The following is a 23273-nucleotide window of genomic DNA, read 5'->3' on the forward strand; positions in this document are numbered from 1 at the left end:
TCTTTCATTATAAGGCGGGGAAAGAAGATGGAAAAATTAATTATCACGGTAGCCACAACAGGTGACTTTGCGACAAAGGAGCATACTCCTTATTTACCGACTACTCCACAAGAAATTGCCGATTCTATCTATGAATCATGGCAAGCAGGTGCAGCGATTGCTCATATCCATGTCCGGGATGACAACGGAATTCCAACATTGGATGCAGAGAAGTATCGTGAAGTAAGAAGACTGCTGGAAGAAAAAAATTGTGATATTATCATTAACTATACGACGGCCGGGGGTGAGCTTCGCGATGTTACAAAACGCTTCCCGATTTGTGAATTACAGCCGGAACTCGCTTCCTTTGATGCCGGATCCTTTAATATCGGACCGAATGTGTTTATTCATACACAAGGGATGCTTGAACAATTGGCGGAAAAGATGCTCGAAACAGGTGTAAAGCCGGAGCTTGAAGTGTTTGATGTGGGGATGATTCATAATGCAATGCGCGTAGCGAAAAAAGGATTAATTAAGGACCCCTTCTTTTTCCAATTTGTTCTGGGAGCTCAAGGAGGCATCCCTGCAACACCAGAAAATCTTATGTTTATGAAAAATAGTATTCCAGAAGGGGCGTATTGGTCAGCGATTGGTGCGAGTAAGGATCAATTAATGATCAATACGATGACGATTTTGCTTGGTGGTCATGTTCGTGTCGGAATGGAGGATGCGGTTTATTTCCGTAAGGGAGAACTGGCCAAAACCAATGCTCAATTTGTTAAGAGAATCGTAGATTTAGCGAATACACTGGGCCGGGAAATCGCAACACCTGATGAGGCGAGAAAAATTTTAGGTCTTAAGGTGAAAAGTTCAGTTAATGCTTAATCGGTTATTCATATGGGGGATGAATAATGGGAGAAGCGGAATAAGAGGTTTTAAATGATTGACTGGTTGTCCGGAAAATAAAAAATTGCCGGTTGGTCAAAAGTAGGTCCAGGTGTCGAGGGATAGTTTTAAAAATAGAACCAAAGGGGGCTTTTGTGGCTGCCCCTTTTTGGCGTGAAGGAACTTATTTTTTTAGGATTCCATTTAGGGCTAAATCGGCTAAAAAATAAGGGGTATTTTCCAACGGTATAATTTCGGCCATTTGGTTGACCATTTGAGGGTTTATCATATTGAGGAGAAATATTTCATATATCCGTGGATCGCCCTCTCGAAAAACCCCTTCTTTTTGACCATGTTCGATTGCTTCAGAATAGAGTTGTTTTAAATTGGACAAAAAGGTTTGTTTGAAATCCGTGTCGCCTTTGTCTGTGACTAATAGTTCAACAATCATTGGATGGATTTCTCCATATTTTTGCGTGATTTTTCCATAACAGGCAAATATTTTATAAACCTTATCAATGGCGGGTTGATTGGATTTTAAGATGTCTACTTGTTCCTGATAAATCTCGGAAATGACTTCATTGGCGACAGCGTTCGCTAATTGATCTTTGTTGTTGAATCTTCTGTATATGGTGCCAACTCCCACATTGGCTTCGAGTGCGATTTCTTCGATGGTTGTCTCTAACCCTTTTTGGGAGAATATCTTTTTCGCCGCCTCCAGGATTTTCACGGCATTTTTATTGGCATCTTTTCTCTTGGAGGAAATAACAAATTCGCTATCCATAATCTAGTAAAAACACTCCCCTTTTGTTATTACCCTCTATTATAAATTATTTCGTTGGGAAAAATAAAAGTTTTCTGAATGTATTTGTATTGATTGACTAATATAGAGATGTAAAAAAATAAAAAGTTTTTTTTCCTCCAGACTATTGTTCTAAATCCAACTGGAATATAATTGTAGTAGGGATGTTCACATATTTGTCGGAAATCTATGCTTTAGAAGCTAATGGAGGGGAATGAATTGATTCGTGCAACAGTTGCAGGGGTTCTTGGTTTTATTTTAATGTTTCTAGAATCACTGATTGTCATGTATTTAAAAGGATATCAAACGATTGAATTCGGAGGTATGACTCCATTTATCAACGTCTGGGCGATGAATTTCTTCTTTGTCTTTTCCATCCTGACACAGGTGACAAATTGGTATCAAAATAGAAACCCGCTTGGAGAAGGTAATGAAGATAATAGTTTATAAATTTTAGCGCCTCACTTTGGAAGGAACTCCGAAAGTGAGGTTTTTTTATAATTTTTTCCATTTATCACTTGATAAAACTAATGACATTAGTTATTATAAAACTAATAATATTAGTTAAAAGGGGATGATCATAATGAGAATGATCAAGAACGGTTTTTTGTATCAAGTAACGTTCATGGCCAAGGTTTTTCCTGTCAATTGCTATTTGGTGGAGGAGGAAGAGGGATTAACCCTAGTCGATGCTGCTCTTTCCTTTAATGCAAAAGGGATTCTTCAAGCAGCGAAACGAATTGGCAACCCAATCACTAAAATTGTTTTAACCCATGCCCATGAGGACCATGTAGGCGCACTTGATTTAATCAAAGCAGAATTTCCGGATGTCCCGGTGTATATTTCAGTAAGGGATCACCGATTAATGAGCGGTGACCGTTCGCTGGAACAACATGAAGACCCAACCCCAATTAAAGGCGGCGTTCCGAAAAGTTTACAAACGCGGGCCAATGTATTATTGAACAATGGCGATCAGGTTGGTTCTTTGACCGCAATCGCATCGCCAGGACATACGCCCGGGTCGATGTCCTTTTTAGATAAAAGAACCAATGCGTTAATTGCTGGGGATGCATTCCAAACAAGAGGGGGCATCGCTGTCGCGGGAGATATAAAGCCTTGGTTTCCTTTCCCTGCTTTTGGAACATGGAGTAAACCAACAGCATTAGCAAGTGCAAAGAAATTAGCGGGGTTCCGACCAGCACTGCTTGCTGTCGGGCATGGTGAAATGATAGAGAATCCTGTAGGAGCAATGGAACAGGCAATTGAAAATTTTGAGAGAAAAGTAAGAAAAGGAGCATAAGCAAATGTCACCCAGACCGAAAGTAGGACTTGATTTAACAACGATTCTTGAAGCGGCAGGGGAAATCGCTGACCATTATGGATCAGTAGAGGTTACCTTGGCCAATCTTGCAAAGAAATTAAATATCCGGCCGCCATCGTTGTATAACCATTTTGATGGCCTGCCGGGATTACGGAAGGAGCTTGCTATTTATGGGTTAAATCAGCTTTATGGCGAATTGGCGCAGGCAGCGATTGGGGTATCGGGGGATAAAGCTGTCATTGCATTAAGTAAGGCATATGTTCAATTTGCGAGGAGACACCCGGGAGTTTATGAAGCAACATTAATGGCGCCAGACCCGGAGGATGAGGAAGTTCAGCAGACAGGCACGAAAATCGTCGAGCTTACTCTCCGGGTATTACAGGCTTATGATTTAGAGGGGGACCGGGCGATTCATGCCGTAAGAGGTTTACGAAGCATCCTCCACGGCTTTTCTTCATTAGAACAAAGAGGCGGATTTAAAATGGCACTGAATGCCGACGAAAGCCTGCTCATCATAATAAGGGCCTTCCTCGCTGGAATGGAGGATTAATCCTTCATTGTAATGTCCACTACACACGGACAAAGAGGGCGAAAAGTCCACGAACGGTGACAGGCACTATGTGAATAAATTCACATAGTGCCTGTCACTTTTTGTTTGGACGAACGTTTATAGTGTCTTGCGGATTTGTCGAAAAAACGGGTACAAACCCAAGCTTGTCTCTCGTGTGATACATATACATAGAGTACATCCTGGCAATAGGGATAGATGGAAGGGGGGAACAAGAGCGGAGTATCCACCTGAGGAGGGAGGTCGTCTCATGAAACATCATGAATTACGAACTAGTTTGAAAGGGGAAAGACATGTTTCTTCAACCGATGGTTTGGATGACCATACTCACATTTGTAGTTACACTAGTTTTCATTCTCTGGAGGCCTAAAGGAATCAACGAAGCGATTCCGGCCACGATTGGCGCGATCCTTGTGTTATTAAGCGGAAGTGTAACACTTTCCGACCTTGGAATCATCACCGAAACAATCAGTGGTGCCGCGATTACTATTATGGCCACGATCGTCATGGCGATTGTTCTCGAGAGCTTTGGATTTTTCCACTGGGTGGCGGAGAAGCTCGCTGCCAAAGCAAAGGGTTCCGGAATTCGTTTATTCTGGTACGTCAACCTTTTATGTTTTCTTATGACACTTTTTTTCAACAATGATGGTAGTATCCTAATTACCACCCCTATTCTTGTTATGTTACTTAATAATATGGGGTTAAAAAATCATCAAAAGATTCCTTATTTACTTTCTGGTGGCTTGATTGCGACTGCATCGAGTGCACCGATTGGGGTAAGTAATATTGTAAATCTAATTGCGTTAAAAATCGTTGATATGTCGTTATATATGCATACTGCGATGATGTTTGTCCCAGCCACACTTGGTCTGCTTTTTCTCGTTGGTCTGCTGTTTCTAAGATTTTATAAAATCCTTCCAAAGACTGTCCCGGCAAAAGTTACCGGATTGTCATTCCCATCCTATCACCCGCTTAAACCTGGACCAATTTATAAAACGGAAAAGCAGCGCTCCCGTTTTATGCGAAACGTTCTTTTATTCGTGTTTGCTGTCCGAGTCAGCCTATTTGTCGCTTCGTTCTTTTCCATTCCCGTATCTGTAATGGCTGTTTTTGGCTCACTTGTTCTCTTGGGCTGGAGGTGGATGTATTTAAAGGTTCCTCCTACCGATATGTTGAAAAAAACACCTTGGTATATCATCATTTTTGCTTTTAGCATGTATGTGGTTATTTACGGTCTCCATAATATCGGCTTAACCGAATGGCTGGTTGGATTTATGCGCCCGATTGTCTCCGGGAGCCTGCTCCATGCAAGTGTTATGATGGGCGTGCTTTTATCAGTCCTCTCCAATATCTTCAATAACCACCCGGCGTTAATGGTAGGAACTTTAACATTAACCAATATGGGTTTGGACACGCTCACTTTGAAAGTTTCCTATCTTGCGAATGTCATTGGCAGTGATATGGGGTCCTTACTGCTCCCGATGGGAACCTTGGCAACCTTGATGTGGATGCACATTGTCAGAAGAGGAAAAGTACGCATTACGTGGTGGGAGTATGTAAAAATCACAGGTGTCGTTATTCCTCCTGCTGTAATATTCACATTAGTAGTCTTATATTATTGGGTTTCATGGATTTTTGGAGGAGCACTTCAATCATAATCGTATGCAGGAAAAAGGAGAATCATAATGAATGATTTTAATGAATTATTAGGAAAAAATATCGAGATTGAAATTTCCGGGGGGAGTTTCCATATCGGAGTTCTTGTTGATTCCGGGCTGGACATCATTGTGATTTATGATGGCAGAACTCAATCTTTTCTCTATATCCCAGTTGTTCACATTCAAAGATTAAAAGAAATCGTGATTGAGGAGTATTATTTTGAAAGCCCACCTTCAGAAAAACCAATTGAGCTCGATACACAATCCATCTCTTTTCGTAAAATATTAAACAATGCAAAAGGACGGTTTGTCCAGGTTTATGTGACAGGAAACAAATCCATCCATGGTTATTTAACCAGCATTTTAAATGACTATTTTGTCTTCCATTCACCCGCTTACAAAACGATGTTTATTTCGATGCAGCATGTAAAGTGGCTGATTCCATATCCTGAAAATGCAACGCCTTATAATTTAAACAAAGAAAGTATTCCGCTAATTCCAGCAGCTGCTCCGTTGGCCAGGACCTTTGAAGAACAGATGAAAAAGTTGGAAAACCAAATGGTTATTTTAGACGGCGGTGACCATCCGGAAAAAATCGGATTGCTTCAAAAGGTTCGAAATAACAAAATGACGATTGTTACAGCGGAAAGGGAAACGGTGTATCGGAACTTAGAGCATATTAAAACGATTCAATTGCCTTAATGAAAAGGAGATTCAGAACATTTTGCTTAGTGGACGAAAAACGGCAAAAAATAATCCATCTTCTGTTAAACAGACAAGATGGATAAATAAATGATTCCGGATTTACAATCTGTCCGTGGCATATGGGTGCCACGGACTTTCACCATGTATTTACTTTTAAGATATGTTTTTTTCAATCACTTGGTTCCCGCTGTCTTATTCTTTGCTTAATTTGGAAATAGGAAGGTAAGATAAGCTTTGTTATAATAGGGATAAGATAACAGATAAAAGGTGATAAATTTGCACAGTATCCAAAAATTAGGCTTGTTAGTCGATGTAGAAACAACTGGTTTAGGACCTACTACAGATGAAGTGATTGAACTTGCATTAAAATTATTTTCTTATCGGGATGATACTGGAGAGATTTTGGATGTTCTTGAGGAAGATTCTTTTTTGCGTGAGCCGTTGTCCAGTTCCGCTCTGAACAATTATGAGCGGGCCTATAGGATTCATGGTATTCCCTACGATTCTGTCAGAGGAAAAAGTTTTTATGATGAGAAAATAAAAACCTATTTTCACCGTGCGGATTCTATATTTGCTCATAATGCTTCATTTGACCGCAGCTTCTTGGTTCATATGTACCCAGAGGTGAATGATCAGAAATGGTTTTGCACGATGCGGAATATTCCTTGGAAAAACTATGGCTTCGCAAATGGAAAGCTTTTAACTCTTTTACAATCGCATAATATCACGAATCACCAGACACATAGAGCAATGGACGATATTACATACTTGATGGAATTGCTCAAGAAAACAAGTCCTAATGGGAATCTCTATTTACAGGAAGTCCTTGAATATGGCCCAATGCGGAAATATCAGCCCGCTGCAGCCAAGAGGAAAATGGGGTAAGCGGGTTAAATATTTTAAAAACAAGAAAGTCCCCTTTTTGGCAGGGGACTTTCTTGTTTTTTATGTATCACTAGATGCAATTTTTTTAATGTTGTTTGCCTTCCGTGAAGATTTGGAAGTGGACACCAAACTTGTCGATTACATTGCCGTATGCCGGACTAAAAAAAGTTTCTTGGAGCGGCATGGTCACCTGACCGTTGTCCGATAAAGCATCAAAGAATTTTCTTGCTTGGTCCGCATCGTCGGTTGTAACACAGATTGTAACCTGTGATCCAGTTTGATGCGGTTGACCAGGAAACGTATCAGAAAACATTAGTTCCGTTTCACCAACTTTTATTGTTGCATGCGAGACAAGATCCTTTGCTTCCGCAGGAAGAGGGAAGTCCGGGTTTGCCGGCATTTCACCAAAAGATTGTGAAAAGAGAACTTGAGCATCCAATGCGTTCTGATAAAATTGGATTGCTTCTTTTGCATTACCATTCATCACTAAATAAGGAATTAAACGTACGGTCATTAATCAATCATCTCCCGGTTCATTCATATTTTTTTATTTTGCTATGAGCAAAGATTAGTTCATTGATTTTTATCAAAGCAATGAAGAAACACAAATCCTATTATTGCCCATAAATAAATTATATAACCTGGAACAAATGTTCGCAATGAAAAAATAAAAAATAATAAAAAAACTTGAAAATGAGTGTGTCCATTACACACGGACAAATTTAGCCATTTGTCCACGAACGGTGTCAGGCACCGTATCTTTCTTTTACGATTTTTTTGTGGTGGATGGCGTGGCCGGCGATGATGTAGGCGATGGCACGGGTGGTGATGGGCATGTTGTTGGCGAATCCGTTATTTTCCCACGCTGTTTCCGGCATGTTATGGATCAGACTGATGGTGGCTTTTCGTGTTGCTATAAAATCGTCAAGAATATTTTTTAATGGCAGCCTCTCAATTTGGGCGCCTTTTATATAATCATTCTCATCAAATCCGGCTAAAGATGTCTCGTCACCGCGGCCCACTCGAAGCAAGCGGTAGCTCATGATTCTCTCCGTATCGGTTATATGACAAAGTACTTCTTTTATACTCCATTTGTTTTCAGCATAGCGAAAATAACTATCTTCCTCGGAAATCCCTTCGAAAAGAGCAATTGTTTCTTGGAGATCATCTTTTAGCACCTGCAAAAGTTCACCTTCAGGAACTAGCTGAATATAAGGTTGATAATAAGCTGGAAATTCATTTTCATTTGGTCGCTGCAACATGTTAAAGCTCTCCCTTCCCATTCGTTTAAAAAATCAATTACTAAAACTATCCTACCACATTTTTCATGCTGACTAAATTGCAAACCCAGCACTCCATCATATTTAAATAAAATTCATTGAGCATTAAAAAATCAATCTATAAATGTTACAATTAGGTGAACTTATAAATATTTCTAAGGTGATAATAGTGTTATATTCTTTTATTTTTATCTTTTTGTGCGCAAGCCTTATTGCATTTTTTCTTTTGAAAAAAATATATGTCCCTACATCGACAATGGCAGCGGTTATGTCGCTTGGAATTATCACACAGGGAGTACTTTCTAACTTTTTCGGAATTCATTCCCTTGAAAAAATTCTCAGTGTCATCAATTTCGCTTTATGGAGCTCTTTTTCCTTTTCAATCCTCATGACTTTTTTTAACAAAAAGTTTAGGGAAATCCATTATTCCAATCCAATCAATCGGTTTGGAATCGGAACATGGGTGGCGGGGACCTCAATTTGTACGATTTTAATTTCAAATCAGTTTACCGAATGGGCACTGATTGCCAAAATCATATCCTATTTCAATTTTGGGCTGTGGTTTTTTTACGTCCTCATTTGCATTCAAGCATTTTTTGAATTAAACAGCAAACAGCTCAGTAAAAATGTTCACGGCATCCTGCTCTTAACAACCGTCAGTACACAGTCCTTAGTGCTTGTGATGAGTTCCGTTTACAAAAAGGTACCCATCGCAGTAGACCATTTCTTTATCCTGCTCGGGTTGTGCTTCTATTTAATTAGTGCGTTTATCATCGTGAAGCGTTATCTTATGAAATCGTCTACGTGGTCGATTGAAAAGGACTGGAATAACACCAATTGTATTCTCCATGGTGCCTTGTCCATCACTGGCCTTGCTTGTATTCGATCCCAATCAGTAAATGAGCAGGTAATCATAGTGATATGGCTATGTGCAGCCACTATTTTTGTAATTGTTGAGTCGATCGAAATCTATCGAATGTATAAGCGAATAAAATCTTTGGGGTTAAAAAAGGCAATCTTTATTTATGATCTAAGCCAGTGGAGTCGGGTCTTTACGTTTGGTATGTTTTTTACTTTCACATACATGCTAGCTCCTGGCTTGTCTGCACTATCCGTCATTCAAAAAGTAATTATTACGGCTGGAATATGGGCAGTTCCGTGCCTGCTCATTTTGGAGGCATGCCTTTGTGGAAGCCACCTTCTCCAATTCAGTCGCAATTATCCAAAACAATATCAAAAAAACAGCGAATTAAATGCATAACAAAAGAAAAAAGAGCTGAACCTAAAAATGGTGCAGCTCTTTTTACTATTCGAAGCAGTAAAACATACACAAGGATCTTGCTAATTAAAATAAAAAAAGAACCAGAAATCTGGTTCTCATTATCTTCTTGTTTTCACCTTCACAGCCGTTGCACTGCTTACATTTCCGGAAGGATCCTTGGCGGTCACATATAGTGTTGTGCCGGTTTTTTGTCTTGAAATCGTTGCTTTAAATTTGCCTTTCGAGTCTGCCTTTGCATATTTCAGTGTTTTGGTACGAGCTTTAATCGTGATTGTAGCTTTGGCCTCGGTTGTTCCTGTTACTACTGTGTCTAGATAAGTAACTGTGTTCACCTTTGGTTTAGATGGAGCAATTTTATCATTTACTGTTAAATTAAAGGATTTGCTTGTATTGCCCACGGTATCTTTAGCAGAAATTGAAAGTTTAGTTCCTGCTTTTTGTTTAGGAATCGTTACTTTAAATTTGCCCTTTGTGTCAGCAACCCCCTTACCAATCACCTTTGAACCGGCTCTTACATAAATGGCCGCATTTGCTTCAGCTGTTCCGGAAACGGATGAAGACGTGTTGGAAACTGTACCGACCTTAGGAGTAACCACAATTTTGTTTACGGTAACCTTCGTAATAGCTGAGGATTTTTGTGAGTTTGAAATAATAATCCCAAATGTATATACACCATTTGGCAGCTTTGAAACATCTACTGTCACATGCTGGTTACCAGGTTTTTGTTTAATTGCTTTTACAGGATAGGAAATAATCTTTCCAGCAGCATTTTTTACATAAACAGTAGAGGTAACATTTTCATAAACGGTATAGTTAGCTGAAATTTGCTTCGTTTTAGAATTGTAACCAGAGCTAACATTTGAAATACTAGGTGGCTTCGTCGCATTCTCTGAAGCATTAGCAGAAGGTGTTGATTGCTCAATCCCATTGTCATTGCTGGAGTCCGCAGAAGCAGGAGCTTCGTTTACAACGCTGGATGTGGGATTATCGGTTCCACTAGTATTATTAGGAGTACCTGTATTTACTGCCGGTGCAAGATCTGAGTTTGTTAACGTTGTTCCAGGATAATAAAAATTTAAAATATCACGATAGCCTAGTCCTTGATCGGCCATCGCTTTCGCACCCCACTGGCTCATTCCCACGCCATGGCCATTACCGAGACCTGTAACAAAATAAGAAGTACCATTGTCTTGGTAACGGGTCATCAAATAACTTTTCATTACATTAATGCCAATCATGGCACGAATTCTTGATGCTGTAACATTGATAAATTCAAGTGTATTTGTTTTCACTTGCTTCTGGTCATCCAGTACAAAATCACCGGCGATTTTATCTTTTAAAAAGAAGTTCAGTTTAATCGTTGCTAATTTTACCCTGCCTCCAGAAGTCAATTGGTCGGAGAAAGATAATTTCGGGATTGAGATTATTTTAATCTCTTTGTCGGAATAGCCATTTTGGACCATCCAGTTTTTAATACTTGTAACAAGTGAGGAATCCGTTTCTTTAACCGAAGTCCACCAGTTTTGTGGTTGAGCTAAATCTAATGTAGAGGTATTAATTTGTGTCTTATTTAAGGTGAAACTCCAAGGAACCTTTGTATCATATGGATCATTTTTAATAGGGTAAAATGCGAGTGGAGTGCCTCCCCAAACACTTGCATTGGATTCGGTCATTCCGCCATTACTTGCAGAATAAAAAGCATCAATCAGCTTGCCATTATAGGTTAAGGTTTGTCCGGTTGTTTCTTCTACTGCAGATGTGCTATTTGAATTCCAAGAATAGCCGCCGTAGGCTTGGAAACTTACCGTATCGTCAAAGCCGGATAATGATTTGTAACGATCCGCATAGGTTCTAGCAGCAATTGCCTGGGCCTTCAATGCTTCCTTGTTCCAAGACGCCATCATTTCATATGGAACAACGCCTTTTAAGTAGTCTTCTAATGGAAGTGTGTTAACGGGGCGGACATATGCATTGTTTTCTAATGTAAATTTCATTGTCCCGAGGTACGGGCGATTATTGATGGAGATTACATTGTTTGTTCCATATTCTTTCGGAACAGCAGTAAAGCTAGTAAACTTTGAAATCAAAGTATTATTTTCATATAAAGAGAGTGCACTGTTTTCGACTTGTACTTTATACGTTTTTCCTTCTACTAATGAAACATCCGCATCGGGAATGTCATATTTACCTTTTACAGAAATCGTCAGTGTCTTCTGATTGCCAATATAATTTTTAAGCTTAACTGTCATCAACTTGACTTCCTCTGCTGATGCAATATTAATAAAATTAAGTGAAGAGAGCAAAAGCAGCAGGACTAGAAAGGCAGAGTAAAACTTCTTCATTTTTTTCCCCCTGATGTATATTTATAATCTATTTTTAATAGTGTTATATATTTGTAATATAACTATATTAATTTATTAAAATGGCTACAATGTTAGTTTTTTCCCTTAAGTGGATACTTCAACCAATTAAAGGATTGAAAAGACGACAGCTAATCTCCCAAAAATAAATATGTTATATTGTAGAATACAGGAGGGGTTTATTTGGAAAATAATCAATGGTGGAAAAAGAGTGTGGTTTATCAAATTTATCCGCGAAGCTTCCATGATTCCAATCAGGATGGGATTGGTGATCTTCAAGGGATTATTGAAAAATTGGATTATTTGAAGCTTTTAGGTGTGGACGTTCTATGGTTAAGTCCTGTTTATGACTCACCAAATGATGATAATGGATACGATATTCGTCATTACCAGGAAATCATGCAGGAGTTCGGAACGATGGAAGATTTTAATCAATTACTGGATCAAGTTCACCAACGTGGTATGAAGTTAGTCATGGATTTGGTCGTGAATCACACTTCTGATGAACATCACTGGTTTGTGGAGTCAAAAAAGTCGAAGGAAAGTCCTTATCGGGATTATTATTTTTGGCGTAAAGGGAAAGACGGAAGAGAACCGAATAATTGGGGATCTGTTTTTGGCGGATCTGCTTGGAAATATGATGAAATCACTGATGAATATTATTTACATATTTTTTCAAAAAAACAGCCCGACCTGAACTGGGAAAATCCAAAGCTGCGGCAAGAGGTTTATCAAATGATGAGATTTTGGCTGGATAAGGGGATTGACGGCTTCCGGATGGACGTCATTAATTTTATTTCGAAAGATCCAGGGCTGCCCGATGGCGAAATTCACGATGGACAAACCTATGGGGATGGCAGTCGTTATTTTATGAATGGTCCTAGAATTCATGAGTTTTTACAGGAAATCAACGAACAGGTTTTGTCGGATTATCCGGTGATGACAGTGGGGGAAATGCCTGGGGCTTCTCCTAAGGATGCGGTGCAATATACGGATCCCAATCGAAATGAGGTTAACATGATTTTTACCTTTGAACATATGGATTTGGATAGTGCACCAGGTGGAAAGTGGAATTTAAAGCCGCTGAATCTTGTCGACTTGAAGGAAAACTTGGCAAAATGGCAGACCGCCTTACACAAAAAAGGCTGGAACAGTTTATATTGGAACAATCATGACCAGCCGCGAATTGTTTCCCGTTTCGGTAATGATCAGGAATACCGGGTGGAATCGGCTAAAATGCTTGCGGCCTGCCTCCATTTCATGCAGGGGACTCCTTATATTTACCAAGGGGAAGAGATTGGCATGACCAATGTGAAATTTGAGTCGCTCGAGGACTATCGAGACATTGAAACCCTTAATATGTATCAGGAAAGAAAAGCATTAGGGTATGTACATGATGAAATCATGCAATCGATTTATGTCAAAGGAAGGGATAATGCTAGAACTCCAGTGCAATGGGATGATTCCGCGCATGGCGGTTTTACGAGCGGTTCTCCTTGGATTAACGTGAATCCAAGATACAAAGAAATTAATGTAAAAGCTGCTATAGAGGATCCGGATTCTATTTTTTATTTTTATAGAAAATTAATTTCTCTTCGTAAAGAGATGGACATTATCGTGGAGGGAGATTTTCAGTTGCTTTTACAGGATCATCCGGCGATATTCGCGTATGAGCGCAACTGGAAGGATGAAAGCCTGCTTGTATTCTGTAATTTTAGTGACAAAACGATAGTGATGGAGGATGAGGATTTGCTGAACCGTATTCCTGAGTATGAGATCATCCTTACTAACTGCGAAGAGGCGGATCCAAAAGAGCTGCGGCCATACGAGGCGATTGTTTTAAAAGGTAAATAGTAATTTTGAAGTTAGATGGATAGGATTAAGGTTATTTTTGGGGGTTCTGAGCGAAGAAATGTGGTACAAAAACCAAAATAAAGGACATTTCCGGCCATAACGAGCCAAGAAATGTCCTAAAAACCTACAAGCTTTAAAATTCCAATATCATAAACCCGTTCCCGGGCAGAACAACACTAAATTCATCCCCTGAAACAACATGCTCTTCATTTTCCCAAAGGTTCCTCACCGTTTTTCCACGCAGTTCAAAAGGAATCACATACTGAGTCTCAATGCTGCTCGTATTTAGAACCACCAAAATGGTCCGGATCCCATTGGATTTTGTATAAGATAAGCAGCTTTCATGGTATTCTGGCGGAATGAACGAAAGCTGACCTTCATTTGCGAGCAAGGGATTTTCTCGGCGGAGCCGAATCAATTTTTGTAGATGTGCAAAAAGCTCATGATTTTGCCGAGCGCTTTCCCACTCCATACATTTGCGGCAGCCCGGGTCCATCGCTCCTGTCATGCCAATTTCATCCCCGTAATAGATACATGGCGTACCAATAAAGGTCAATAACAGGGTATAAATCTGCTTCACCCGTTCAATATCTTCTCCACATTCCGTTAATATTCTAGGTGTATCATGACTTCCTACCAAATTAAAAGCTACCTCATTGATATTACGAGGGTACATATGAATGAAACCCGTCATATTTTCTACAAACTCTTTTGCTGATATTTTTTGCTTCGCAAATAGATTTAAAATATTTGAAGTAAATGGGTAATTCATCACCGCATCGAATTGGTCGCCACGAAGCCACGGCATTGCATCATGCCAAATTTCACCGAGAATATACATATCTGGCTTGATTGCTTTTACCTCCCGTCGGAAATTGCGCCAAAATGCGTGATCGACTTCATTGGCTACATCTAAACGCCAGCCGTCAATATCAAACTCTCTTACCCAGTAACGGCCAACCTCCAGTAAATATTCTTTCACTTCCGGGTTTTCCGTATTTAACTTTGGCATAAACGGTGTAAAGGCAAACGTATCATAATTCGGCTCCGGCTCCGTCACCAAAGGAAACTCCCGGACATGGAACCAATCTTTATAGCGGGAGTTTTCACCGTTTTTTAAAACATCCTGAAACTGTGGAAAATAAAATCCGCTATGATTAAATACTGCATCAAGCATCACCTTAATGCCATTTTGATGACATACTTCAATTAACTCCCTAAAGGTTTCTTTTGTGCCAAATTGCGGGTCAATCTCCATATAGTCAATCGTATCGTATTTATGGTTGGAATAGGCTTTAAAGATGGGGGTAAAGTAAATACCGCTAATCCCTAATTCCTTTAAGTAATTAACATGTTGAATAACTCCTTCTAAATCACCGCCAAAAAAATTAACAGGAGTCGGCTTATTGCTGCCCCAAGGCAGGGTTCCTTCGGGGTCATTGTCAGGGTTCCCGTTTGCAAAACGCTCCGGAAAAATCTGATACCATACTGTGTTTTTTACCCAGTCAGGAGCTCGGAAAATATCAATATTATTTAAAAAAGGAAAACTAAAATAATAGGCAGTATCGTCCAAGGGAGGATCCGAGTAAAATCCCTTTTCCGTAAAGCAGGCTGATTCAGACTCATCCGTTAGGATAAAACCGTACCGCAGCCTTTTGAAAGGGGGAGCGACAGAAATAAACCAATAATCAAACAGTTGGTCAGAACCGTTTTTTTTCATCGGTGCAGTTGTCGGCTGCCACCCGCTGTCAGCCCAATCATATGGGTCACCATGAAGGAGAGTTACTTCTTTTACGTCGTTTTTTTTCGTCCGAAGTTGAATGTGTAATTCACCATTAGTGCAAACGTATGCATAATTATCTTTTGGTCGGTGATAAATCGCTTCTCTTAACAATACAAATCAACTCTTTCATTTTAGTGTTGGATAAGGTTAATTTTACTAGATAATCACTAATATTAGTAGAATTTAGTTTATCCATCTTCAAATAATATAAAAATATTTTTTAAAAAAATAGTTGTAAAATTTAATAATCGACTTATAATGAAAATATGTTGTGCAACCGTTTTCGCAAAATGTAAGCGTTATAGTATTTTCTTTAATCTGGTGAAAACTAAGCACACCACAAAATTTTAATACTACATAAAACAGGAGGGGTAGAAATGAAAAAAGCACTTTCGATTTTTATGATGATTGTCTTAATGCTAGGTGTTCTTGCTGCATGCGGTCCTAAAAGAGATGCGTCTAGCACAAAAGATACTGGAAAAAAAGAAGAAGCTGCAGCTAAACCGGAAAAACTAGTTGTTTGGGAAGATAAAGACAAATCAGGCTGGCTGAAAAAGGTCGCTGCGGATTTTGAAAAGAAAAACGGAATTAAAATTGAATACAAAGAAGTTGAAATGGCTACAAAAATGCGTGACCAATTGCGTCTTGATGGACCAGCTGGTACAGGCCCGGATATCGTAACATTACCACATGATCAAATTGGCCAGGTTGCAACAGAAGGTTTAATTGCAGAGTTAAAAGTAGATAAAAGTGTTACCGATACATTCTCTCAATCTTCTATTGATGCAGAAACTTACAATGGCAAACTTTACGGGCTTCCGAAGTCCTCTGAAACACCTGTTTTTATTTACAATAAAGATTTAATGCCAGAACCGCCAAAAACAATGGATGAGGTATATAAATTCTCTAAAGATTTCACAAAAGGCGGAAAATACGGTTTCTTAGCGCTTTGGGATAACTTCTATTTCGCACATGGAATTATCGGCGGAATGGGTGGATATGTATTCAAAAATAACAATGGAACCCTTGATCCAAATGATATTGGTTTGAACAATGAAGGTGCTGTTAAAGGTACGGAGTATATTCAAAAATGGTATAAAGAAGGTTTGTTCCCGAAAGGAATCATCGGTGAAAATGGCGGATCGGCTTTAGACGGTCTATTTACTGAAGGAAAAGTAGCTTCTGTTATGAACGGACCATGGGCGTATAAACCATACCAGGATGCAGGTATCAAAATTGGTATGAGTGCACTTCCAACTATGCCAAATGGTGAACATATTAAAACGTTCATGGGTGTAAAAGGATGGCATGTTTCAGCCTATTCTAAAAATCAAGAGTGGGCTGCGAAATTCTTAGAATTTATCACAAATGATGAAAATGCAAAATACCGTTTCGAACAAACAGCTGAAGTTCCAACGAATAAAGCATTACTTGACGATTCCGCTATTAAGGATAACGAAGGTGCCAAAGCGGTTGCTGAGCAATCTCAATACGCTGTACCGATGCCAAACATCCCTGAAATGGGTCAAGTTTGGAAGCCAATGGCTGACTCGCTTCAAACGGTTGTAACCGGTAAAGCAACTCCTAAAAATGCACTAGACGATGCAGTAAAACAAATCAAAGCAAATATCGAAACTTCTAAGTAATGATTTCTCAGCAGTACCTCATCCCCCTTGAGGTACTGCTGTCTATTACATAATAGTAGAAACTCATCAGATGCTTTGTGAGAAAGGAATCCCTTTTTTTCTGACAAAGCCTCTGAGCTTAAAAAATAGTACTTGAAGAAAGGGGTGCGGGGGATGCCAAAAACTGTTTCTGAATCCTTTCCAACCAGTCACCGAAAAAAGGCACTAATTCTTTCCATTATTCCAGGGGTCGGTCAACTTTACAACAAGCAATTTTTAAAAGGATTTTTCTTTCTTATCTTAAGTGCGGCATTTGTATATGTTTTTAAAGACCTAATTAATATTGGATTATGGGGATTAGTGACACTAGGAGAAATTGTACCAGAAGACCATTCCATTTTCTTGCTTGTATACGGCATTTTATCTGTCATCGTCATTATTTTTGGTCTTGGATTCTACTTATTTAATTTGCGTGATGCCTATAAGGTTGGGAAAAAACGTGACAGTGAAGAACCAATCAGCACCATCAAGGAACAATATCGTAATCTCATTGATCATGGATTTCCATATTTAATCATGTCACCTGGTTTTTTGCTATTAGTCTTCGTGGTTATTTTTCCAATTATTTTCGTTGTGTTACTAGCGTTCACGAACTATGACCTATACCATACACCTCCTGCGAAACTGGTGGATTGGGTTGGGTTCAAGAACTTTACGGAAATCTTTGAAATCGATATTTGGCGGCAAACCTTCTTCTCTGTTTTGGCTTGGACATTGGTGTGGACATTTGTTGCCACTACGCTTCAGGTTGGTTTAGGAATTTTCCTAGCGGTCATCGTAAACCAAAAGGATGTCAAGGGAAAAGCCATCATTCGTACCGTCTTTATCTTGCCTTGGGCTGTACCGGCATTTGTATCCATCCTTGTTTTTGCCGGGATGTTTAACGAATCCTTCGGTGCCATTAACCGGGATATCCTTGGATTTTTCGGAATCGACGGTCTCCCATGGATGACAGAAAAGGTTTATACCAGAATTGCCCTTATTTTCATTCAAACTTGGCTCGGGTTTCCGTTCATCTTTGCAATGACAACAGGGGTACTGCAATCAATCCCTGCTGATCTTTATGAAGCGGCAACAGTTGACGGAGCAAATAACTTTCAAAAGTTTAAAAACATTACCCTTCCGTTAGTGTTATTTGCCACTGCGCCCGTTATCATTACACAATATACGTTTAACTTTAATAACTTTAATATCATCTATTTATTTAATGGCGGCGGACCGGCAGTTACCGGTCAAAACGCCGGCGGGACTGACATTCTCATTTCATGGATCTATCGTTTAACGATGACTTCGGCGCAATACTCGAAGGCTGCCACGTTAACCTTGTTGTTATCCGTGATTGTCATTACTGTCGCACTTTGGCAGTTTAAACGAACTAAGTCATTCCAAGAAGAGGATATGATGTAATATGAATTCAAAAAGACAAAATTTCATTCGGCTGACGTTAACTTATCTGGTGATCTTCATTATGTTTGTCCTGATTTTGTACCCACTCGCTTGGATTATCGGTTCCTCTTTTAATCCGGGTCAAAGTTTATCAGGGTCGAGCATTATTCCGAAGCATGCGACACTCAGCCATTACAAGCAGTTGTTTGATCTGGATAAAAGCAACTATGTATTCTGGTATATCAATTCGTTAAAAGTTAGTATTTTAACAATGGTTTTTACCGTTATGATTGTCAGCTTAACTGCTTATTCTTTTTCCCGCTACCGATTTATGGGGAGAAAGAACGGCTTAATGACATTTCTGATCCTGCAGATGATTCCAAACTTTGCGGCACTTATCGCTATTTATATTTTAGCGACCTTGACCGGTTTAATTGATACGCATATAGGACTTATCTGTGTGTATGTCGGTGGTCAAATTCCGATGAATACTTGGCTGATGAAAGGTTACTTAGATACGATTCCAAAAGAGCTGGATGAATCAGCCAAAATTGATGGTGCAGGTCATTTACGAATCTTTTTCCAGATCGTGATGCCGCTCGCAAGGCCAATGATTGCAGTTGTAGCCTTATTCGCTTTTATTGCACCGTTTGCCGATTTTATCATTGCCAGCATTTTGCTAAGGACGGAAAAAAATTATACATTAGCAGTAGGATTATATGATCTTGTTGCAAAACAATTTGGTGCTGAATTTACGACTTTTGCAGCTGGTGCTGTATTGATCGCTGTACCGATAGCGATTCTTTTCTTATCCTTCCAACGTTACTTTGTATCTGGTTTAACAGCAGGAGGTACAAAAGGTTAAACATAGAATATTTTTTCAGGTGAAGTGGGGTGAAATGGATGACTGTAACGATTAAAGATGTAGCAAAGCTTGCGAATGTGGCCCCGTCTACCGTATCAAGGGTTATTGCCAATAATCCTCGGATTAGTAAAGCAACAGCGCAAAAAGTGAAAAAGGCGATGGAGCAATTAGGGTATCATCCGAACTTAAATGCACGGAATTTAGCTAGCCAGTCCACGCAAACCATCGGGCTTGTTATGCCGAGTTCAGGAGATGTGGTATTCCAAAACCCGTTTTTCCCTACTGTATTACAAGGAATCAGCGAAGGGGCTCATGAAAAACAATATGCGATGCATATGACAACAGGGAAGAAAGATAAAGAAATCCTTGATGCAGTGATTCGGATGGTTCAGGGGAAAAGTGTAGATGGTGTCATTCTTCTTAATTCAAAGGTAGAAGATCAGGTGATTTCCTATTTAAAAGGAAGAGAGTTTCCCTTTGTTCTAATTGGAAAGCCATATAAGGATGTAGAGGAAATTACCCACGTAGATAATGATAATTTCCGGGCGATGAAAGAGGCGACTGAATATTTAATTCAGCATGGGCACAGTCAAATTGCCTTTATCGGCGGGAGTCTTGAACTTACTGTAACCGTTGAGCGGCTTTTAGGTTTTGAGCGGGCGCTTAGGAATGCCAAAATTCCTTTGAAAAATGAATATATTATTCACGAGGAATTTCTGAGGGAAGGCGGACAAGAGGCTGTCAGGGAGTTAATGTCGCTTGAAGAACGGCCGACGGCACTGGTTGTCGCGGATGATTTCATGGCACTTGGTGTCTTGAACATGCTTGATGAATTAGGGATTAAGGTTCCCGAAGATATCTCGATTGTCAGCTTTAATAATGTTCTTTTGGCGGAGATGTCAAAGCCGCCGTTAACCTCTGTTGATATCAATATCTTCGAACTTGGCTATCAAGCATCAAAGAGCTTGATCCAAATGATTGAAAATAGCAAAGAACCGACAAAACGGATTATTATCGCTCACAAATTGGTCGAACGTCTTTCATGTGCAGAACCAATCAAGTAACAATGCTAAAGTACGATTTGGGAAGGATATAATATGAATAAATTATGGTGGAAAGAAGCGGTTGCCTATCAGATATATCCCCGGAGTTTTATGGACTCAAATGGGGATGGGATTGGGGATATCCAGGGGATTATTGCAAAGCTGGACTATTTAAAAGAGTTAGGGATTGATGTGATTTGGGTCTGCCCCATGTTCAAATCTCCTAATGATGACAACGGCTATGATATTAGCGATTATCAAAAAATCATGGATGAATTCGGGACGATGGCTGATTTTGACCAGCTTTTACAAGAAGTCCATCACCGTGGTATGAAATTAATTCTTGATTTAGTGATCAACCATACGAGTGATGAGCATCCATGGTTTATTGAATCTCGTGCTTCTAAGGATCATCCTAAACGGGATTGGTATATTTGGCGGGATGGTAAGAATGGAGAAGAGCCGAATAATTGGGAAAGTATTTTTGGCGGCTCGGCATGGGAATATGACGAGAAAACGAACCAGTATTTTCTCCATATTTTCTCGCGAAAGCAGCCTGATCTGAATTGGGAAAATCCAGAGGTGCGGAATTCTCTCTATGAAATGATCAATTGGTGGCTTGATAAAGGAATTGACGGTTTCCGTGTGGATGCCATCAGCCATATTAAAAAGGAACCAGGACTCAAGGATATGCCGAATCCGGATGGTCTAAAATATGTCTCTTCCTTTGATAAACATATGAATGTAAAAGGGATTCATACTTTTTTAAAAGAGTTAAAAGAAGAAACCTTTGCAAAATATGACATTATGACTGTTGGGGAAGCGAATGGTGTTTCAGTTGACGATATTGATCTTTGGGTCGATGAGAAGCAGGGGAAATTCAATATGGTCTTTCAATTCGAGCATCTCAACCTTTGGGATGCGGAGCTGAAAAAAGTACTGAATATTATTGAACTAAAAAATGTTTTATCCCGTTGGCAAAAGGGACTTGAAGGTATGGGCTGGAATGCCTTATTCATCGAAAATCATGATAAGGCCCGGGTCGTTTCCACGTGGGGAAATGATCGGGAATATTGGCAAGAAAGTGCAAAGGCATTTGCGGCTATCTACTTTTTGATGCAGGGAACTCCATTTGTTTACCAGGGACAGGAAATTGGGATGACCAATGTAAAATTTGAGTCCATTGATGATTACGACGATGTTGCTACGAAAAATCTTTATCATTTGAAAACGGCAGCTGGGGTTCCCCATGAAGAGATTATGAGAATCATTTGGGCGTCAAGCCGCGATAACTCACGGACACCCATGCAATGGTCCGCAGAACAAAACGCAGGTTTTTCGACTGAAACGCCATGGATGAAGGTCAATCCAAATTTTTTGGAAATCAATGTTGCGGACCAAGAGAAGAATCCGGATTCCGTCTTGAGTTTTTATAAAAAAATGATTCGGTTAAAAAAGGCGAATGAAGTTTTTACTTATGGGATGTATGATTTGTTATTAGAGGAAGACCCACAGATTTATGCTTATACAAGAACATTATCACAGGACCGGGTCATAGTGTTAGCCAATCTTTCTGAAAGGCCTGCTAGCATTGGCGAGGGAATTGGCATTGTATTTGATCATAAAAACCTACTTTTAAACAACTATGAGATTGAGAAACATGAATCATCTAAACGAATTACGTTAAAGCCATATGAAACAAGAGTCTATCGGGTATAGAAAAAAGCGGAGGGAATATTGACCTCCGCTTTTAAATTTCAATTAAGATATTGCTTTAGATTTTTCTTTTTCAATATGATTTTTCCTTGCTTTTCGAATGAAAGGAATAACCCAGTGGTCTAACCCAATTTTACCTGCGTTATATCCAGCAGTTAAAATAATAAAGCCAAGGAAAATGTCTCGTGGGTTATGAGATACAGTTCCTGCTAAGAAGAAGGTAAAGTTCATCATTAAGCCAAAGAACATGGCAGCAGTAGTGAAGCAGCCTAGAATAAGACCAAGTCCGACTAGTGTTTCTCCCCATGGTACAAGGAAATTAAATAAATCTACATTTGGTAGGGCAAATCCTTTAAGAAACCCGACAAACCAGCCGAAGACAACATCCCCTTCTGGTCCTTTTACCGGGTTGGCAATCACTCCTTTTAAATAACCAGATGCATCGAATCCTCCCATTAATTTGTGCAGCCCTGCTGTGAACCAAGAGTAACCCAAGTATAAACGTAATATCGTTAAAAGGACGGTAGCGCTTTTATTTTCACGTAAATATTGATTAAACATAACTCATTCCACCTTTCATGTTTTTATTGATTCTTTATACTACAATGTATTCACCGGTCATCTTTTTAACATATTGATAGGATGATGTTCACCGTTTGTTCGAAATGTTTTGACAAACTGTTGACTGGGTTAGAATCTAAAAAAAGCGATTTTCTCTTGGACAAAGAGAAAATCGCTTTTTTTATAACCTATTATGTTCTTACGGTTATATGTGAGTTTTTTAGATAGGTAATTTAAATTCCCCATTTCATGGAAACGGATAAGGTGCAGCAGCTCATTGGTGCTTGCTGGGTGGCTTGCGTGGTCAGCTCAAAGATTACGCCAGAGGGGGTAAATTTCGTAATGACAGGGACCTTTAAGCCAATGGATTTAATTAACTGATCGACCTCCGCTTTTTTCCCTTGTTGCGCAGCGGTCATCATTTTATGAGCAAATCCCGCATCCCCTAATCGGTCTAATAAAATACTTCCCTGTTCCATTAAGAGACGAAAGGACTTCACTGACTTTGAAAATATTTTTATATCAACAGGTGGATACGTTCTTGGTATCGGTTGGTTTACATAATAACCAGGGTAGGCGGGTACGGGAGGATAGATAGGGTAATGAAAAGGGTTATAGTACATTCGTTACTCTCCTTCCAGTAGAAAACACAAGG

At 39.5% G+C, this 23273-nt stretch carries 21 protein-coding genes; 14 read left to right on the forward strand and 7 right to left on the reverse strand.

Going from position 1 to position 23273, the window contains the following annotated elements; all coding sequences use genetic code 11:
- Positions 1-27 precede the first annotated feature (27 nt).
- Positions 28-864 carry a 3-keto-5-aminohexanoate cleavage protein gene (locus M028_RS0105845; protein WP_026573065.1) on the forward strand — a complete coding sequence of 279 codons (837 nt, stop codon included), beginning with the start codon at positions 28-30 and terminating at the stop codon, positions 862-864.
- A 184-nt stretch (positions 865-1048) separates the two neighbouring features.
- Here M028_RS0105845 and M028_RS0105850 read toward each other — a convergent pair whose 3' ends face one another.
- The gene (locus M028_RS0105850; protein ID WP_026573066.1) at positions 1049-1648 is read right to left on the reverse strand and encodes a TetR/AcrR family transcriptional regulator; all 600 of its coding nucleotides are present in this window, start codon (positions 1646-1648) and stop codon (positions 1049-1051) included.
- 237 nt (positions 1649-1885) lie between these two features.
- Here M028_RS0105850 and M028_RS0105855 point away from each other — a divergent pair, with 237 nt between their 5' ends.
- From M028_RS0105855 to M028_RS0105880, 6 genes are all read left to right on the forward strand, one after another.
- Positions 1886-2116: a hypothetical protein gene (locus M028_RS0105855; protein WP_026573067.1), complete on the forward strand. Its 231-nt coding sequence runs from the start codon at positions 1886-1888 to the stop codon at positions 2114-2116.
- Positions 2117-2249: 133 nt separating this feature from the next.
- The gene (locus M028_RS0105860) at positions 2250-2966 is read left to right on the forward strand and encodes an MBL fold metallo-hydrolase (RefSeq protein WP_026573068.1); all 717 of its coding nucleotides are present in this window, start codon (positions 2250-2252) and stop codon (positions 2964-2966) included.
- A 4-nt stretch (positions 2967-2970) separates the two neighbouring features.
- Positions 2971-3537 (forward strand): TetR-like C-terminal domain-containing protein, encoded by a 567-nt coding sequence (locus M028_RS0105865; RefSeq protein ID WP_026573069.1) that lies wholly within the window; start codon positions 2971-2973, stop codon positions 3535-3537.
- 311 nt (positions 3538-3848) lie between these two features.
- The gene (locus tag M028_RS0105870; protein ID WP_026573070.1) at positions 3849-5213 is read left to right on the forward strand and encodes an arsenic transporter; all 1365 of its coding nucleotides are present in this window, start codon (positions 3849-3851) and stop codon (positions 5211-5213) included.
- Between the two features lie 27 nt (positions 5214-5240).
- A complete protein-coding gene (locus M028_RS0105875; RefSeq protein ID WP_026573071.1) occupies positions 5241-5915 on the forward strand; it encodes a hypothetical protein in 675 nt (224 codons plus the stop codon).
- Between the two features lie 270 nt (positions 5916-6185).
- Positions 6186-6803 carry an exonuclease domain-containing protein gene (locus M028_RS0105880; protein ID WP_231510773.1) on the forward strand — a complete coding sequence of 206 codons (618 nt, stop codon included), beginning with the start codon at positions 6186-6188 and terminating at the stop codon, positions 6801-6803.
- An 85-nt stretch (positions 6804-6888) separates the two neighbouring features.
- Here M028_RS0105880 and M028_RS0105885 read toward each other — a convergent pair whose 3' ends face one another.
- Together M028_RS0105885 and M028_RS0105890 are read right to left on the reverse strand one after the other, a co-directional pair.
- The gene (locus M028_RS0105885) at positions 6889-7317 is read right to left on the reverse strand and encodes a VOC family protein (RefSeq protein ID WP_026573073.1); all 429 of its coding nucleotides are present in this window, start codon (positions 7315-7317) and stop codon (positions 6889-6891) included.
- A 232-nt stretch (positions 7318-7549) separates the two neighbouring features.
- Positions 7550-8065, reverse strand: a complete 516-nt coding sequence (locus tag M028_RS0105890; RefSeq protein WP_026573074.1) for a DinB family protein — start codon at positions 8063-8065, stop codon at positions 7550-7552.
- Between the two features lie 244 nt (positions 8066-8309).
- On the opposite strand from M028_RS0105890, the gene M028_RS29510 reads away from it, so the two are divergent.
- The gene (locus M028_RS29510; RefSeq protein WP_197031381.1) at positions 8310-9344 is read left to right on the forward strand and encodes a hypothetical protein; all 1035 of its coding nucleotides are present in this window, start codon (positions 8310-8312) and stop codon (positions 9342-9344) included.
- Between the two features lie 119 nt (positions 9345-9463).
- On the opposite strand, the gene M028_RS31435 is transcribed toward M028_RS29510, so the two are convergent.
- Positions 9464-11707: a SpoIID/LytB domain-containing protein gene (locus M028_RS31435; protein ID WP_051590949.1), complete on the reverse strand. Its 2244-nt coding sequence runs from the start codon at positions 11705-11707 to the stop codon at positions 9464-9466.
- A 201-nt stretch (positions 11708-11908) separates the two neighbouring features.
- Here M028_RS31435 and M028_RS0105905 point away from each other — a divergent pair, with 201 nt between their 5' ends.
- Complete coding sequence (locus tag M028_RS0105905) at positions 11909-13579, forward strand: glycoside hydrolase family 13 protein (protein ID WP_026573075.1); 1671 nt, start codon at positions 11909-11911, stop codon at positions 13577-13579.
- Positions 13580-13712: 133 nt separating this feature from the next.
- Here M028_RS0105905 and M028_RS0105910 read toward each other — a convergent pair whose 3' ends face one another.
- Complete coding sequence (locus M028_RS0105910) at positions 13713-15473, reverse strand: alpha-glycosidase (RefSeq protein WP_026573076.1); 1761 nt, start codon at positions 15471-15473, stop codon at positions 13713-13715.
- Positions 15474-15739: 266 nt separating this feature from the next.
- Between M028_RS0105910 and M028_RS0105915 the strand changes: the two genes are divergently transcribed.
- The 5 genes from M028_RS0105915 to M028_RS0105935 all read left to right on the forward strand — a co-directional run bounded on the left by M028_RS0105915 (position 15740) and on the right by M028_RS0105935 (position 22060).
- Positions 15740-17008 carry an extracellular solute-binding protein gene (locus M028_RS0105915; RefSeq protein ID WP_026573077.1) on the forward strand — a complete coding sequence of 423 codons (1269 nt, stop codon included), beginning with the start codon at positions 15740-15742 and terminating at the stop codon, positions 17006-17008.
- A gap of 153 nt (positions 17009-17161) precedes the next feature.
- Positions 17162-18454: a carbohydrate ABC transporter permease gene (locus M028_RS0105920; protein ID WP_026573078.1), complete on the forward strand. Its 1293-nt coding sequence runs from the start codon at positions 17162-17164 to the stop codon at positions 18452-18454.
- A 1-nt stretch (position 18455) separates the two neighbouring features.
- Complete coding sequence (locus M028_RS0105925; RefSeq protein ID WP_026573079.1) at positions 18456-19298, forward strand: sugar ABC transporter permease; 843 nt, start codon at positions 18456-18458, stop codon at positions 19296-19298.
- Between the two features lie 38 nt (positions 19299-19336).
- Positions 19337-20362, forward strand: coding sequence for a LacI family DNA-binding transcriptional regulator (locus M028_RS0105930; protein WP_026573080.1), 1026 nt, complete (start codon positions 19337-19339; stop codon positions 20360-20362).
- Positions 20363-20395: 33 nt separating this feature from the next.
- On the forward strand, positions 20396-22060 hold the full coding sequence (locus M028_RS0105935) for a glycoside hydrolase family 13 protein (protein ID WP_026573081.1): 1665 nt from the start codon (positions 20396-20398) through the stop codon (positions 22058-22060).
- Positions 22061-22102: 42 nt separating this feature from the next.
- On the opposite strand, the gene M028_RS0105940 is transcribed toward M028_RS0105935, so the two are convergent.
- Both M028_RS0105940 and M028_RS31440 read right to left on the reverse strand, forming a co-directional pair.
- Entirely contained in the window at positions 22103-22618 is a 516-nt protein-coding gene (locus M028_RS0105940) for a DoxX family protein (RefSeq protein WP_026573082.1), read from the reverse strand.
- 233 nt (positions 22619-22851) lie between these two features.
- On the reverse strand, positions 22852-23241 hold the full coding sequence (locus tag M028_RS31440; protein ID WP_051590950.1) for a hypothetical protein: 390 nt from the start codon (positions 23239-23241) through the stop codon (positions 22852-22854).
- Positions 23242-23273 lie beyond the last annotated feature (32 nt).

Source organism: Bacillus sp. UNC438CL73TsuS30 (assembly GCF_000482325.1).
Taxonomy (GTDB): domain Bacteria; phylum Bacillota; class Bacilli; order Bacillales; family Cytobacillaceae; genus Neobacillus.